Below are 14,270 nucleotides of genomic sequence, written 5' to 3'. Positions count from 1 at the left end.
ATTTCTCTATTTAATTAAACCGTGGTTATCCCCCAAAATAATTATGTAATTTAAGTTACGCTTATGTTTTTTAATAATTATTATGGATTTTCTAGATTCTTTATAGATATCCTTAGTCGTTATTACTTTTAAGCTTATGGCTAGTAGCGGTTTTTTTGTTGAGCGATCGACCTGCTCATAGCAAATATATAACAGCCACATCCGACAAAGAAAAATACCAATCAACCTTGCTAGCAAAAACAATAATGCCCTCAACACTGACAGAAAACGTCCGCAAAACAGTGCTGGAGAATGGTCTAATTGTCCTAACAAAAGAAGTGCATACTGCACCAGTGGTAACAGTGCAGGTGTGGTATAAGGTTGGCTCGCGTAATGAAGAACCCGGAGTAAATGGTATCGCTCACCAGTTGGAACACATGATGTTTAAAGGCACTCTAAATCGTCCGATTCAATTTGGACGTTTGTTTAGTGCTTTGGGTAGTGACTCCAATGCTTTCACTAGCTATGACCAAACTGCATATTACGGTACTGTAGAACGAAATAAGCTAAAAGCGCTCTTAGTGCTGGAAGCTGACAGAATGGAAAATTCTCAGATTGAGCCAGAGCAGCTAGCAAGTGAGAAGCGAGTAGTAATTTCCGAGTTACAAGGTTACGAAAATAGCCCAGAATATCGCCTGAACCGCGCTGTCATGCAGGTGGTGTTTCCCAATCATGCCTATGGCTTACCTGTAGGTGGTACCAAAGCTGATGTTGAAAAATTTGAAGTTGAGCAGGTACAAAAATATTACCGAAATTTTTATAGTCCCGATAATGCCGTCTTAGTAATTGTTGGAGATTTTCAAACTCCAAATACTTTGGAAATAGTTAAAGATGTCTTTGGGAAATTACCGAAAAGGCAGGGGGCAGGGGACAGGGGGCAGGGGACAGGAGTTATTTCTCCCTCATCTCCATCACTCAGCACTCCTATCGTGTTACGAGAACCAGGAACAGGGCCGTTGTTACAGGCGGTTTATCCCCTACCGGATGCGAATCACCCGGATGTTCCGGCGCTGGATGTAATGGATTATATTTTGACTGAAGGACGGAATTCTCGCCTTTATCAGGCTTTGGTGGAATCAGGTTTAGCTAATGAAGTGACAGCATCCGTTACCAGTTTGCGGGAATCTGGGTGGTATGAGGTGTTGGTGACGGCTGCATCTAAACAAGATTTGAAAAAAATTGATTTAGCATTGAGTAGCGCGATCGCCAATGTAGCAGAAAAAGGTGTGACATCAGAGGAAGTAGAACGAGCCAAAACTCAATTAGCAGCAGATGTAATTTTAAGTAACCGTGATATCACTTCTCAAGCAATGCGATTGGGCAATGATGAGACAACTACTGACGATTATCGCTACACAGATCGTTATTTAGCAAATGTCCGTCTGGTAAAACCGAGAGATATTGTGGCTGTAATTAACAAATACCTGACAAAAGAAGCACGTACAGTCGGCTTTTTTGAACCTACTCAAAAGCAGACAACAGCAGTTGGTGACAAACCAGATTCGACTCAAACTACAGAAAATTTTTCTCCTCTAGCACCTGTGCTTCCTTCGGAAGTGGTGAAGTACTTACCAAATGTAGATTTAGCCACAGAGGCGTTGCTTACCATTGTTGGCATTAGCGTTCCCGTAGCGTCTGCGAGAGAAGCGGTAGGGAATCCTCAAGCGTCAGCCTCTTGTAGAGAAGACATCGCGCAGATATTACCACAGCAATTCCAATTGACCAACGGACTGCGAATATTGCTGCTAAAAGACAATAGTACTCCCACCGTTACTCTGAGTGGCTATATTCAAGCTGGGACGGAATTTGATTCAGATAAACAAGCTGGACTGGCTAGTTTTGTGGCAGAAAATTTGCTCAATGGCACAAAAAGTAAGGATGTTTTAACTATTGCCAAAATCTTGGCAGAAAAAGGGGTAAGTCTGGACTTTGAAGCCTATGGTGAAGGTGTACATATAGAAGGTGATAGTTTATCACCAGACTTGCCGATACTCATGGAAATCTTGGCAGATGTTGTTAAAAATAGTATATTTCCGGGCAAAGAGTTAGAACTGCATCGCCAGCAAACTTTAACTGATTTGCAGATGGAGTTAGATGAGCCGTCAGAAGTAGCCAGAAGAACATTTGTTCAGTTAATTTACCCGAAAAAACATCCCCTAAACGCTTTTCCCACAGAAGACACTTTACGACGGATTAAACGCCAAGATTTGATTGATTTTAAAGCTAAATATTATCGTCCCGACACCACGGTACTAGCGCTAGTGGGAGATTTTGATCTAGAGTCAGTGCGATCGCTCATCAAACTCAATTTTGATGATTGGCAAGTTAGCGGTAAACCACCAACATTAAAATATCCTCCAGTTTCACTACCAGCGAAAATAGTCAGTATCAACCCAGTATTACCTGATAAAACCCAAGCTGTGACTTATATGGGTTACACGGGTATTAACCGTTACGATCTTCGGTTTTATCCAGCCTTAGTGTTGAATCAAATTTTGGGAGGTGACACCTTATCTAGTAGATTAGGTGCCCAAGTGCGCGATCGCCAAGGTTTGAGTTATGGAATTTATAGCTACTTCCAAGTCGGGAAGAATGCAGGTACATTTTTGATCGAAATGCAAACTAGTCCTGAAGATAGCACCAAAGCGATCGCCAGTACCCGCCAAATACTACAGGAAATCGTTCAACCAGGCGTCACCGAGCTAGAAGTAGAAACAGCTAAACGCACCCTAATTAGCAACTACAATGTTTCCCTGGCAAACCCAGAGGAACTAACAGATAGAATTCTGATGAATGAAGTGTATGGACTAGATAAAGTAGAATTGCACTCTTTTACTGAAAAAATCCATAAAGTTAGCCTTGAAGAAGTCAACCAAGCGGCTCGTGAGTTAATTCACCCAGATCAAATCGTAATTGTTACTGCTGGCCCATCAATAAAAGGATCACAAAATTTCATTAAGAGAGTCAAGAATGGAAATCTAATTTTCTGAGAAAATCTCTACCCAATTTATAGTCAAGCAACTACAATACTAAAAAAGCTTAATGCCTTTCTCAATAAATTAGTGCTGAAGGTAGCAGGAAAACACTTAGCTTGCAAAGTTTTACTATCATAACTCAATACTCGTGATACTACATTTATCCGTAACAAAACTGTAAACTACGAGCTATTTTTGATTGAGAAAATCAACAAGAGATACATTTAATTAGTACAAATACTAAGGCAATCAATCTATGTATGGTCTAGTCAACAAAGCAATTCAAGATATGATTTGCAAAAATTATGGTGAGGAGACTTGGGAAACTATCAAACAAAAGGCCGGACTTGAAGATGTTGACTTTTTTATTAGTATGGATACTTACTCCGATGATATAACTTATCGTTTGGTGGAAGCTGCTTGTGGGGTGTTTGGAATGCCAGCAGAAGATATCCTCAAAGCATTTGGAGAATACTGGGTGACATACACAGCCGAAGAAGGTTATGGTGAACTTTTAGACTTTACTTCACTGCAAAGCTACAAGTTCATCCTTCTTCTCTCAAGATTAGCCATATTGAACCAGAATTTGCTGGCAAACAATTACTATTAGCCGCAGCGAATACTAAGTTGAGAAACTGCTTAACCTGGCAACTACAAAACATGGGATTAGATGTACAACCAGTTGAATCAAGCAGTATGATGCTACAAGCGATGCAGCAAAATAGGTTTCATCTGGCAATAATTGATATCGACAGTCCCCAATTTAAAAATATTCACTTAATCGAGCAAATAAGTACTCTTCCTCTTCAACAGAATTTAACTTTAGTCATCTTGACTTCTCAAAAAAAACAAAATTTAGAAATTACACCAATTGCAACTGAATTTACTGCGTTTTTAGAAAAACCTTTGCGACACTATCAGTTGCATAATACTCTATTAAAAATTATTCGTGATATTTGCTCGAAAAAAAGCGACGTTCATTCAATAAAAACTATTTATTCTTCCCGTACTGCACCACCAAATATCCCAGTGGCTAATAGTAAGCTAGCCCAAGTTTTGCCTTTAAAAATATTATTAGTTGAAGATAATTTGGTTAATCAAAAAATTGCATTGAAATTAATAGAACGCTTAGGATATAAAGCTGACGTGGCAAATAATGGAGTTGAAGCTATCAAAGCCATACAACAACAGTTCTACGATCTGGTATTTATGGATGTGCAAATGCCAGAAATGGACGGTTTAGAAGCAACCCGACATATTCGCAATAAAATATCTCTAAACAGACAACCCAAAATTGTTGCCATGACAGCTAGTGCTCGTGCAGAAGACCGCCAAGAATGTTTAAATGCTGGGATGGATGATTATATTAGCAAACCAATTGGTTTTGACGCGATCGAAATAGTAATTAAAAAATGTTGCAATCTCGATAATGATATATCAAAGTGCAATAACACAATGTAAGTGACTTTATTCGGCAAGCTCGAACTGTCCCTACTCTAACCTAGAACCATATCACCTCGTTTCTGCCTGATTTAAAGAATTTTTTACATCGAACTCAGGTTATTAACTGTTTCTCTTTAACACCATTACCTTTTAAAAACTAAGATAAAATATTACAAACCTTTATATCAAATTATGATTTCATCTCTTACTTACCTTATGGTTCCACTCTTACCTACTTGGCTGAAAACTCTACAGCGTAATTACGTAATATTAACTTTTTGCATCTGCCTAAACTTGCTCGGCGCAACTCCTGCAATGGCGGCGAATTTGTCTGGTGATTTGCTCAAGCAACCAGCGACAGAAATTACAATTAGCTTGGGTAATGCAGCTAACGAACTCAAATTTGAGCCAAATCGCTTAGAATTCCTGGCTGGAAAACGCTATCAACTACACCTGAATAATCCCAGCCAACTGAAACACTATTTTACTGCTAAAGATTTTGCCGATGCTATCTGGACACAAAAAGTTGAAGCAGGGAAAGTAGAAGTTAAAGGAGCAATTCACGAACTCGAACTTAAGCCAGGTGCTGAGGCAGAATGGGTATTTGTGCCTCTGAAATCTGGGAATTATAGTTTACATTGCTCAATACCCGGACATACAGAAGCAGGTATGGTTGGAGAGATTGCGATCGCTAATTAAAAATTCCCAAATCAAAATTCAGAGCTACTGATGTTACTTGAGTTTTAAGAACTTATCTAAACCTGCTACCATACTCGGAGGCCAACGGCGGATGTTTGTTACCCAGTTGATGTCTTTATAACGGTTATCCAGTCCATAAGCAGCCACCCAGTTACTTTCAGCTTCCCCTTGTTCTCCCTTCACCCAGTAAGCAGCGGTGAGTGCAGCACGCATATCAGCGAATTGGGGATATTTGCGGACAATATTTCGCATTTCCCGGATTGCTTTGTCTGTTTTACCAGTTTCATACAGCGCCAGGGCGTAGTTAGCACGAGCAAAGGCAAAATTCGGGGCTATCTCATTAGATTTTTGATAATCAGCGATCGCATCTGACCATTTTCCTAAACCAGTTTTAGCATTGCCACGATTGTTATATGCCATCGCATCATTAGGATCGATTTCTAGAACACGATTATAATCTGCGATCGCCTCTGACCATTTTTTCAATCCTTCCAAAGCCGCACCCCGATTCAAATAAGGATCTGTGACATTTGGAGCAAGTTCTATAGCTTTGTTATAATCTGCCAACGCCTCTTCTAATTTGTTCTGACTCACCCGCGAATTTCCTCGGTTACTCCACGCTCCCGCATTAGTAGGAAATTGGTCAATAATCTTTGTCCAGTACTGTTCAGCCGTGGCAAAATCACCCTTATTTGTAGCGACAAAAGCCTGATTTGCCCACTCATCCCCTTCTTTTAACTGTTCTTGAGTAAAACTTGGCGGTTGAGATTCTGCCATGACTGGTGTAACCCAACCAAAAACAACCAACAAACTGAGAAAAATACCAATCAACTTAATCATCTGGTTTTATCTGTATTTAACTTGAATATAGGGAATGCGGAATGGGGCATGGGGCATGGCGATAAGTAGAAGTTGTAGTTAGTTTTTTACCTCTGCCTGTTCCAATGCCCAATGCCCAATGTCCAATGCTCAATTACAATAATGACAACTGTTCGCTAGGTGGCGTAAATCCCAAATGCTTGTATGCTGCTTTTGTCGCCATTCTCCCACGGGAAGTCCTGGTTAAATACCCAATTTGCATAAGATAAGGTTCGTACACCTCTTCAATTGTTTGGGTATCTTCACCTGTTGTCGCTGCCATTGTTTCCAACCCCACTGGTCCACCGTTAAATTGTTCAATGATGACACTGAGCATCTGACGGTCTGTCCAATCTAAGCCACATGGGTCTACTTGAAAAAGTTGCAATGCTTCTGATGCAACGTTTTCATTAATATTCCCACACACCTTTACTTCTGCATAATCACGTACTCGCTTTAGTAACCTATTAGCTATCCGTGGCGTTCCGCGAGATCGTCGGGCAATTTCTGCGGCGCCATCTTCTGTGACAGGGGTTTTGAGTAATTCAGCACTTCGGAGTACAATTTTAGTCAGTTCGTCAACTTCGTAAAATCGTAGTTTTTGAATTAAACCAAAGCGATCGCGCAGTGGTGAAGTTAAAGCACCCACACGGGTTGTAGCTCCCACTAAAGTAAACTTGGACAACGGCAAACTTCTAATCCGAGCGCTTGAACCCTTACCAATGGTAATATCTAAGCGATAATCTTCCATCGCTGGATACAAAATTTCTTCTGTCATCCGCGAGAGGCGATGAATTTCATCCACAAATAAAATATCTCCTGGTTGCATGTTCACCAGTAACCCAACAATATCTCGTGGTCGTTCTAGGGCTGGCGCACTAGTAATTTTGTAATTTACCCCCATTTCCGATGCTAAAATCATTGCCATTGTGGTCTTACCCAATCCCGGCGGCCCATAGAGCAACAAGTGATCCAGCACCTCACCACGAGATTTGGCTGCTTTGATGGCAATATCCAGTACATCCTTTAAATCTTTTTGCCCAATATAATCGGCAAATCGCTGGGGACGAATACTTTCTTCCTGCTTATCTTGCTCATCAATAGCGGCTTCAGGTTGCAAAATATTATTTGTGGATGCTGCTTTCGCCGATTCCCGACGTTGCTTTGGTTCTCCGTTAGGTTCTGGAGGCTGTTTTTTCGAGGAGATTATCGCCATAATTCAGCTATCTACTTTTAAGGGACTAGAGAGTTGGGAGTTGGGACTGGGGATGAGGGACTGGGGACTGGGGACTGAGGACACTTCTCTGCGAGAGGCTGCGCCAACGACAAGCTCAGTGCATCGCTGGGTACTGGGAGATGGGAGATGGGGAGAGAATTTCACCCCATCTCCCCACCATCCCACCATCCCACGTCTCCCATACCCAATTGCCCATGCCCAATGCCCAATATCCATGAAAATTTTCGTCAGAGAATACCCGCGCCAATTTAAAATTTAAATTCCGGCCAATTACCTAATAAGTACAAAAATTATTTATGTTATCTAAAAGAATCTTACCGTGCTTAGATGTGAAGGCGGGACGGGTTGTTAAAGGAGTTAACTTTGTCAACTTGCAAGATGCGGGCGATCCGGTAGAACTGGCAAAGGTTTACAACGAAGCTGGTGCTGATGAGTTAGTATTTCTGGATATTACAGCCACTCATGAAGACCGAGCTACTATTTTAGATGTGGTGTACCGCACTGCTGAGCAGGTCTTTATTCCATTGACTGTAGGTGGTGGCATTCAATCCTTAGAAAATGTTAAAGCTTTGTTACGATCTGGAGCAGACAAGGTTAGTATTAATTCTGCGGCAGTACGTGAACCAGAATTGATTAATCGGGCAAGCGATCGCTTTGGTAATCAATGCATTGTCGTTGCTATTGATGCTAGACGCAGAATTAACCCGGAAAATCCAGGTTGGGACGTGTATGTGCGCGGTGGCAGAGAAAATACAGGCTTAGATGCTCTACTTTGGGCACAGGAAGTTGAAAAACGGGGGGCTGGGGAACTGCTGATCACAAGTATGGATGCTGATGGAACCCAAGCAGGGTATGACTTAGAGTTAACACGGACAATAGCAAATGCTGTAGAAATTCCAGTCATTGCTTCTGGTGGGGCGGGTAATTGCGAACATATTTATGAAGCTATAACTGAAGGTAAAGCTGAAGCCGCATTACTGGCATCTCTATTACATTACGGACAATTAAGCGTTGCCCAAATCAAAAGTTATTTGCGCGATCGCCATATACCAGTACGATTGTATTCCTGACTGATTATTTATGAATCAATGACATCTATTGCAAGTTGGACACACTTCCTCAAAAGGATGTTAATATTGGTTTACATTGTATTAAGAAATATTAATAAATATGTTACTTCCTATTTTACTTTTTGATGTAGCCTTAGTAGCATGGTCGCTGCACCTCATGGAAAGAGCTTATGAGAGTAAAGAATTCTCTCTGATGCTAGCTGGTACATTGGTTGCTCTGGCAGCCGCAGCCATGTTAGTAGTTTACTTTTTAATGGGGCACTGTATGACCTATTTGTTGCAAGTATCGTAAAGCTGTCTGAGCGCTAGAAGATATATTTAAAATTTATTTTCCACATAAAGCTTGACAAGTAGCAATAATTAAGCGATTCTTCTGTATATAGATATATTTTAATGGGTTATAGTGGGGTTGCTAGTTTACTTCAATGCCATTGAGACCAAAAAACCTAGAAGCCTTATTCTTACGTTAGTTTCCTATAGATTGTCTTAGCAAAGTTGCATAAGGCGATTAAAGAACTACAGGTCAGAAAAAATGGTAAGAAATGCTTACTTCAGATGGACTCACCAAGACGAAGACTACTCCCTAACCTGATGACACTGGGATAATCCTGAAGAGAAAGCTAGATTATACTACTATGGTAAATTAATATACTAAGATTGCTTAATAGATGAATTTGATACTACCCTTGCTAAGTATAATATTTGTTTGCGGGGTATAAGTTATAGTGGTAATGGTGGTAGAGTTAAGCCTCCTGAGTCCAGGTTACCTCCTATAATACAAATGTTACAGCAGAGGATACAGGACAGATATAACAAACAGCGCTGATATTGGTCTTCTTGGGTCACTGAGAAAATATAAAAAGCTAATTAAAACCTTAGTAGATGCTAAAGCATTTATGAAATGGTTAAATCAGGGGAAACGCGTCTAATTTGTTTTGACAAAATGTAACTTATATGAATGGAGAAAAAGGAAAGTATTAGTAGGTTAATAGCAGAAGATGATTGTCGAATAAGAAAAGAGAATGCACCACAAAATTTTGCAGTTCTGCGTCATATAGCAGTTAATGCTTTAGGAAAAGAAAAGAGCAAAAAATTGGGAATTAAAAGAAAGCAGTTTTGTGCAGCATTAGATAACGAATATTTAAAAAAGATTTTAGAATCTATCTGATAAAATCGAGACTATAGCATAAAGGAAAATATATTTATTATATTTATTCTTTCCAGATTTTATGATTAAATCTTAATTTTTCATGTCTAAAAATTTGAATATTAATATACAGAAACTATCAACATAGATTCATTCTTAAAAATAAATAATTACTGTAAATTTATGAAACTTTTAAAGCACTAATCAAAAATTTTATAAGCATTTGAATTAAATTAAGCATTCTCTTCTCTGTTGATTCATTAAGATTGTATTTTGTCAAAATAATTTAGATCCGTTTCCCCTGAATTTACTGGTGGGAGTAATAACTGTTGAATCTATTGGACAAATTGCATATTTATCGTGTAACTTTTTTCCAACTTTATTCTGTACTAATTCATTTAATTTTTAGTAAATTTCTTGAAAAGGTTTTTGGCTTCGATGTAAGTTTGCTTTAGAAAAAGTAGAAATATCTACCTCAAATTCTGTGTTCTTTAATCTGTTAAACAAATCTCGCATACTTGTTAAGCTGTTATCAAGAGCAAAAGAAGCAGCCAGCACTCAAAGAATAGACGACTGTTCAATACTGGATAATCGTTTTTTGGCAGTCCTCTCAAGATATCTTTGACAATTTTGGGAAATGAATTGATAATCACAATCAAACTAATATATTTTAAGACTTAGCCCAAAAAAGTAACATGTTTTGGGCTATTTTATCTGATTTTTATTAACGTTCAACACTTCTGAAACAGCTTATAAAATTAATAAAAACTTAATTTAAATTTAAACTTGAAAATGCACCATACTACGATAGAACCTTACCAGTTCAACCTTAGTTTTTGCAACACAACTGTTCAGCCATCTGGGCTGAAAGTTCAAATGTATCTGCTTATTACTTTGTCAGATTGGAGTAATTATTGAATGAGCAATTTATGGTGGTTAACGTCATCAGGACTGGCTATGACAACTGGGTTTCAAATACTGTTTTATCTGCTTTTCTTAGCTACTGCAATACAACGATTTGCCAACCGTCGTGTGAATGTAACACCGCATATTCAAGCTATGCAAGTGCCGAATAAACAATGGCTGGTGGCTATTCCTGTACTCAACGAAAGCCATATGTTGCAATCTTGCATTGAGCAAGTTTTACTTGCTGTTCGGCCACCCAGTAGTATTATTGTGGCACTAGACGGGAAAAATACAGTTGCAGTGTCAACCTGTCAAGCTGAAGTGCTTTCAACATTGCAACATTGGCGCAGTCTTCAGATTCACAAAATCAAAAGTGAATTGTCTCATTTAATTACCGACCTCCCGAAAGCCATTAGGGTATCCTTACATCAATCTCTAACTGCTACTGAAATAAACTGGTCTAAAATCGAGGAAGTTTTAGTTACAGCGATGATAGAAGCAGACAATGAAGAGGTCGCTTCGTCTATCGAGAGTTGTTGGCGCTGTATCTGTCCAGTACAATCTATATCCACCTCACTAACTGTCCAGGAATATAGTTCTCGAAGGAAAGCTGAAGCCCTGAATTTGCTGTTATCGTTATCTGGTAAGCGGTGTATATGGCTGAGATTTGAATCAAAAGAGTTTATAGCGATCGCATCGAATATCAAACAATTGCGTCAACAATGCCATAAACTTCAAAAAGAATATGGTGTTCCTGTAGAGCAAAGAATCGTTTCCATACCCTGTCCTGATTATTTCTACTGTGTTGATGTTGATGAAAAAATTGAACCACTAGCATTTTCTAAACTTCAGTCTATTGCTGAGGCAGAAGCCGACACTATCCTAGTGCAATCAATAAAACAAGATTTTCCGGTGTCAGGTAGCCTCTTTAGTTATGCATTTCAAGCGCACTACGCAGCATCGTTTCATTGGGAAGCTGGGTGGCTAGATACTCGCTCACAACCTGTTATTGGATGTAGTTACTTTGGCTCAATGGCATCAATTCGTCTGAGTCCAAACTTACTTGAAAAACAAAACATCAAACTTCTTGGAGGACAGTTATTAGATGGCTGGAAACTTTTTCCGGAAGGATATGGAATTGAAGACTACGCTCTATATTGTGATAAGTTAATATATCTCAAAACGCGATTGCTGGACTTTTCAGTAGGAAAGGGTGAAGCCCCTAGGAACGTAGGTGCTTTGTTCGCCATGTGGTCTCGATGGACAAAAGCAAATGTGAGGATTTTTCTTCATCAGACACTAAAGAAGCTTTTAAGTTTAACACAAAGCACTCTTAGCTTTAACGGTCGATTAGTGTTATTTTACCACGGAATGAGTTGGTTTACTTACGCCAACGTTGCTCTGATTACTAGCTTTATGACATTACAGTTACTTGTAGAACCAACCTTAGACTCTTGGTTTTTAGCTGTGATGCCGACTTTAGTTCTGGCTTTTGAAATTTTCCGCCGAATTATTCCAGTTCCTAACGTAAAATTTTGGCAGGCTATAGTTAGACTGCCAGTTGAGTATTTAATGTTTCCAATTGCCGCCTATTTTGTCATGGCGGGAGCAGTTGCTCCGTATATAAATTTGGGTTCTCCCCCTGTTTCAACACCAAGGAACAACAATTTTAGCGTTCTACCTCTATGGGTTTTGACCTGCTATTTCATACACGGGAGTTGGCTATTATACGGCTCATCTATCGCATTGAATATACTCTCACAACATCCATATACTCCCGCTGGGTGTTTGGCCGGAACAATGATTGCTTACTTCATCTGGTTTGTATCAGGTTTGTGTGTTCTGTGTTATGACCACTTGCGTATAACTTGGACTTTGAACAAAAAAATTGGTTCAGTTGTACACAAAGTACAGCTAGCTTTAACGGTCGATTAGTGTGCTTTTACCGATCAGTAACCGTTTTCCTATGTGGCAAAGCAAATAATTATCTTTGCATAGTGACAAGTTATCAGAGCAGGGGGAGAAAAAGTTATTTTTCAACAACGCTTTTTCCTCAAGAGCCTCTCTTTCTCCCTCTTCTTGACCTACAAGGCAATTTTAGCTTGATCGAGTATTAGTACTATTCGGTATTTACTTAATAATTCAATAATTTAAAGTGTATTATGTCAGCATTTCCTTTACAAGAGACTCATAAAAATAAGATTGGTGTAGCCATAGCATTTTATGCTTATCTCGTTATAGGCATGACCAATAATGAGTTTGGAGTTTTGTTACCCTCAGTTCAGGCAGCTTACAAATTAACGCCAACAAGCCTTACAATACTTTTTCTCAGCCAAATGGTCGGTTCTATAGTTGCATCCTTGACAAGCAGCGTGCTAGCCAAGCGAATAGGTTTAGCACGAATGCTACTGTTGGCTTCTGTTATGCTCACTAGTGCCTTAACTATTTATGCATACACCAGTTACTGGTGTGTAATGCTTACATCTTCAATACTGCTGGGTATAGGAAATGGACTCATTCATGCTGGCATCAATATTTACATTGCTAATGCTCAACGTAATTCTAACTTAATCGGTTTGTTACATGCTTTCTACGGATTTGGGGCATTACTTGGTTCCGCATCTGCAACTACTTTGCTCGCTATCGGATTGGGCTGGCGATTTGTCTACCTACAAACTGCTGGTCTTGTTGGAATGCTTGCGATCGCAATGATTTGGGTAATTGTTTATAACAATAAACTTATGAGTTTAGATGTGACAACTTTTGTGACTAATCCGAAAGCTAATCTCCATCTAGCTCTTAGCAGTCCCGCAGTGCTAATCTCTGCTTTACTGTGTTTTATTTATACAGGCACTGAGGTTTCTATAAGTAATTGGGCTTACGCTGTTCAAAGCCAGACTCGGAATATACCAGAATTACTTATAGGTTACAGTGTCAGTGCCTATTGGCTAGGGCTTACAGTTGGCCGGTTGTTTATGGGACGTTTCATCAAGCAATGGGGTACAGTTTGCACTGTTAATTTCTCTCTCATGCTTCTGATGAGTGGACTGGTAATTTGGTGGTTGTTGCCAAATCAGTTATTCAGTCTACCTTTAATTGGTTTTGGGCTAGCTGTCATGTACCCAGCAACAATTGGATTATTGCCACAACGCGTATCTCCAATTTTAGTACCCCCTGCCATTGGATTTATGACTAGTGCTGCCGCTTTAGGTGCCGCCAGTACTCTAACTCTAGTTGGCTCGCTTGCTGAACATTTAGGACTAGAAAGCATTCCCATTTTAATGGTAGTTATGGGAGCTTTGATGATAGTTTTCAATTGTTGGTTAGCAAAATATACAACAGCTGAAAATTCTTCAAAAGTCAGAACTAAAAAAACACAATAGTTGTAAATTGCAAACCGATGCTCCACAGCGGTTGCCTTAAACGGCTATATTAGAAATCAGTAAAGATGGGATATTTCCTATCAAAGAAATGCGATCGCGCATATATTCAAAAAAGCTGATACTCAATTTACGAGTAGTTGCAACAAGGGACGTAAAAATATCCCATACCTTTGTACCAAGTTCGGTTTGGGTAGTATAGCTAATCTTTCGTCGCTGCACCATAGTTCTAGCAGCCAGTTCCGCAGGATTGTTATGTAAGGGCAATTCTGGATGTTCCAGAACAAGAAGCAACTCTTCGGCTTTTGCAGCAGTTAACGGGACTTAAACATTTTTGAGAAATAAATAAGCCTCAAACCATTGCGAGGTAAGGGAAATACACCAAATGCCCGAAAACGCCTGAAACCCAGATATATCAACAAATCAAGCGAAATGATGTCAAAACCCTTTGGAATATACGTTTGAGGTCATTTTATCGGTATTTTTTGCCTAAGTCCCACTAGCGCCCCTGTTGAT

12 protein-coding genes and 2 pseudogenes are annotated in these 14,270 nt (G+C 39.5%); 9 read left to right on the top strand and 5 right to left on the bottom strand.

What is annotated here, in order from left to right:
• Positions 1-245: 245 nt before the first annotated feature.
• The 4 genes from ACFG4S_RS12925 to ACFG4S_RS12910 all read left to right on the top strand — a co-directional run bounded on the left by ACFG4S_RS12925 (position 246) and on the right by ACFG4S_RS12910 (position 5,156).
• Positions 246-3,029, top strand: a complete 2,784-nt coding sequence (locus ACFG4S_RS12925) for a M16 family metallopeptidase (RefSeq protein ID WP_392535182.1) — start codon at positions 246-248, stop codon at positions 3,027-3,029.
• A gap of 241 nt (positions 3,030-3,270) precedes the next feature.
• Complete coding sequence (locus tag ACFG4S_RS12920) at positions 3,271-3,624, top strand: heme NO-binding domain-containing protein (RefSeq protein WP_392535181.1); 354 nt, start codon at positions 3,271-3,273, stop codon at positions 3,622-3,624.
• A 50-nt stretch (positions 3,625-3,674) separates the two neighbouring features.
• Positions 3,675-4,475: a response regulator gene (locus tag ACFG4S_RS12915; protein WP_392535180.1), complete on the top strand. Its 801-nt coding sequence runs from the start codon at positions 3,675-3,677 to the stop codon at positions 4,473-4,475.
• Between the two features lie 198 nt (positions 4,476-4,673).
• Entirely contained in the window at positions 4,674-5,156 is a 483-nt protein-coding gene (locus tag ACFG4S_RS12910) for a cupredoxin domain-containing protein (protein ID WP_392535179.1), read from the top strand.
• A 33-nt stretch (positions 5,157-5,189) separates the two neighbouring features.
• Here ACFG4S_RS12910 and ACFG4S_RS12905 read toward each other — a convergent pair whose 3' ends face one another.
• From ACFG4S_RS12905 to ACFG4S_RS12895, 3 genes are all read right to left on the bottom strand, one after another.
• Positions 5,190-5,996, bottom strand: a complete 807-nt coding sequence (locus tag ACFG4S_RS12905; protein WP_392535178.1) for a tetratricopeptide repeat protein — start codon at positions 5,994-5,996, stop codon at positions 5,190-5,192.
• A gap of 133 nt (positions 5,997-6,129) precedes the next feature.
• Positions 6,130-7,230, bottom strand: coding sequence for a Holliday junction branch migration DNA helicase RuvB (gene ruvB / locus ACFG4S_RS12900; RefSeq protein ID WP_392535177.1), 1,101 nt, complete (start codon positions 7,228-7,230; stop codon positions 6,130-6,132).
• A gap of 3 nt (positions 7,231-7,233) precedes the next feature.
• A complete protein-coding gene (locus ACFG4S_RS12895; RefSeq protein ID WP_392535176.1) occupies positions 7,234-7,467 on the bottom strand; it encodes a hypothetical protein in 234 nt (77 codons plus the stop codon).
• An 80-nt stretch (positions 7,468-7,547) separates the two neighbouring features.
• On the opposite strand from ACFG4S_RS12895, the gene hisF reads away from it, so the two are divergent.
• The 3 genes and pseudogenes from hisF to ACFG4S_RS12880 form a co-directional block, all read left to right on the top strand.
• Positions 7,548-8,321 carry an imidazole glycerol phosphate synthase subunit HisF gene (gene hisF / locus ACFG4S_RS12890; protein WP_392535175.1) on the top strand — a complete coding sequence of 258 codons (774 nt, stop codon included), beginning with the start codon at positions 7,548-7,550 and terminating at the stop codon, positions 8,319-8,321.
• A 100-nt stretch (positions 8,322-8,421) separates the two neighbouring features.
• Positions 8,422-8,613, top strand: a complete 192-nt coding sequence (locus ACFG4S_RS12885; protein WP_069071057.1) for a hypothetical protein — start codon at positions 8,422-8,424, stop codon at positions 8,611-8,613.
• Positions 8,614-9,315: 702 nt separating this feature from the next.
• Positions 9,316-9,489 (top strand): annotated as a pseudogene (locus ACFG4S_RS12880) (ISAs1 family transposase); the annotation flags it as partial.
• Positions 9,490-9,774: 285 nt separating this feature from the next.
• Here ACFG4S_RS12880 and ACFG4S_RS12875 read toward each other — a convergent pair.
• Positions 9,775-10,121 (bottom strand): annotated as a pseudogene (locus ACFG4S_RS12875) (IS4 family transposase); the annotation flags it as partial.
• A gap of 265 nt (positions 10,122-10,386) precedes the next feature.
• Here ACFG4S_RS12875 and ACFG4S_RS12870 point away from each other — a divergent pair.
• Together ACFG4S_RS12870 and ACFG4S_RS12865 are read left to right on the top strand one after the other, a co-directional pair.
• Positions 10,387-12,309 (top strand): hypothetical protein, encoded by a 1,923-nt coding sequence (locus ACFG4S_RS12870; protein WP_392535174.1) that lies wholly within the window; start codon positions 10,387-10,389, stop codon positions 12,307-12,309.
• Positions 12,310-12,536: 227 nt separating this feature from the next.
• Positions 12,537-13,757: an MFS transporter gene (locus ACFG4S_RS12865; protein WP_392535173.1), complete on the top strand. Its 1,221-nt coding sequence runs from the start codon at positions 12,537-12,539 to the stop codon at positions 13,755-13,757.
• 36 nt (positions 13,758-13,793) lie between these two features.
• On the opposite strand, the gene ACFG4S_RS12860 is transcribed toward ACFG4S_RS12865, so the two are convergent.
• Positions 13,794-14,048: a hypothetical protein gene (locus tag ACFG4S_RS12860; protein WP_392535172.1), complete on the bottom strand. Its 255-nt coding sequence runs from the start codon at positions 14,046-14,048 to the stop codon at positions 13,794-13,796.
• Between the last annotated feature and the right edge of the window lie 222 nt (positions 14,049-14,270).

This window comes from Nostoc sp. C117 (assembly GCF_043099735.1).
Taxonomy (GTDB): domain Bacteria; phylum Cyanobacteriota; class Cyanobacteriia; order Cyanobacteriales; family Nostocaceae; genus Nostoc.
Note: the sequence above shows the minus strand (reverse complement) of the source record. Positions and strands in the feature narration are given on the sequence as shown.

Bases quoted from the DNA above. Each gene is read 5' to 3' on its own strand.
- ACFG4S_RS12925 (WP_392535182.1), top strand. From the start codon at position 246: ATGCCCTCAACACTGACAGAAAACGTCCGCAAAACAGTGCTGGAGAAT.
- ACFG4S_RS12920 (WP_392535181.1), top strand. From the start codon at position 3,271: ATGTATGGTCTAGTCAACAAAGCAATTCAAGATATGATTTGCAAAAAT.
- ACFG4S_RS12915 (WP_392535180.1), top strand. From the start codon at position 3,675: ATGGGATTAGATGTACAACCAGTTGAATCAAGCAGTATGATGCTACAA.
- ACFG4S_RS12910 (WP_392535179.1), top strand. From the start codon at position 4,674: ATGGTTCCACTCTTACCTACTTGGCTGAAAACTCTACAGCGTAATTAC.
- ACFG4S_RS12905 (WP_392535178.1), bottom strand. From the start codon at position 5,996: ATGATTAAGTTGATTGGTATTTTTCTCAGTTTGTTGGTTGTTTTTGGT.
- ruvB (WP_392535177.1), bottom strand. From the start codon at position 7,230: ATGGCGATAATCTCCTCGAAAAAACAGCCTCCAGAACCTAACGGAGAA.
- ACFG4S_RS12895 (WP_392535176.1), bottom strand. From the start codon at position 7,467: ATGGATATTGGGCATTGGGCATGGGCAATTGGGTATGGGAGACGTGGG.
- hisF (WP_392535175.1), top strand. From the start codon at position 7,548: ATGTTATCTAAAAGAATCTTACCGTGCTTAGATGTGAAGGCGGGACGG.
- ACFG4S_RS12885 (WP_069071057.1), top strand. From the start codon at position 8,422: ATGTTACTTCCTATTTTACTTTTTGATGTAGCCTTAGTAGCATGGTCG.
- ACFG4S_RS12870 (WP_392535174.1), top strand. From the start codon at position 10,387: ATGAGCAATTTATGGTGGTTAACGTCATCAGGACTGGCTATGACAACT.
- ACFG4S_RS12865 (WP_392535173.1), top strand. From the start codon at position 12,537: ATGTCAGCATTTCCTTTACAAGAGACTCATAAAAATAAGATTGGTGTA.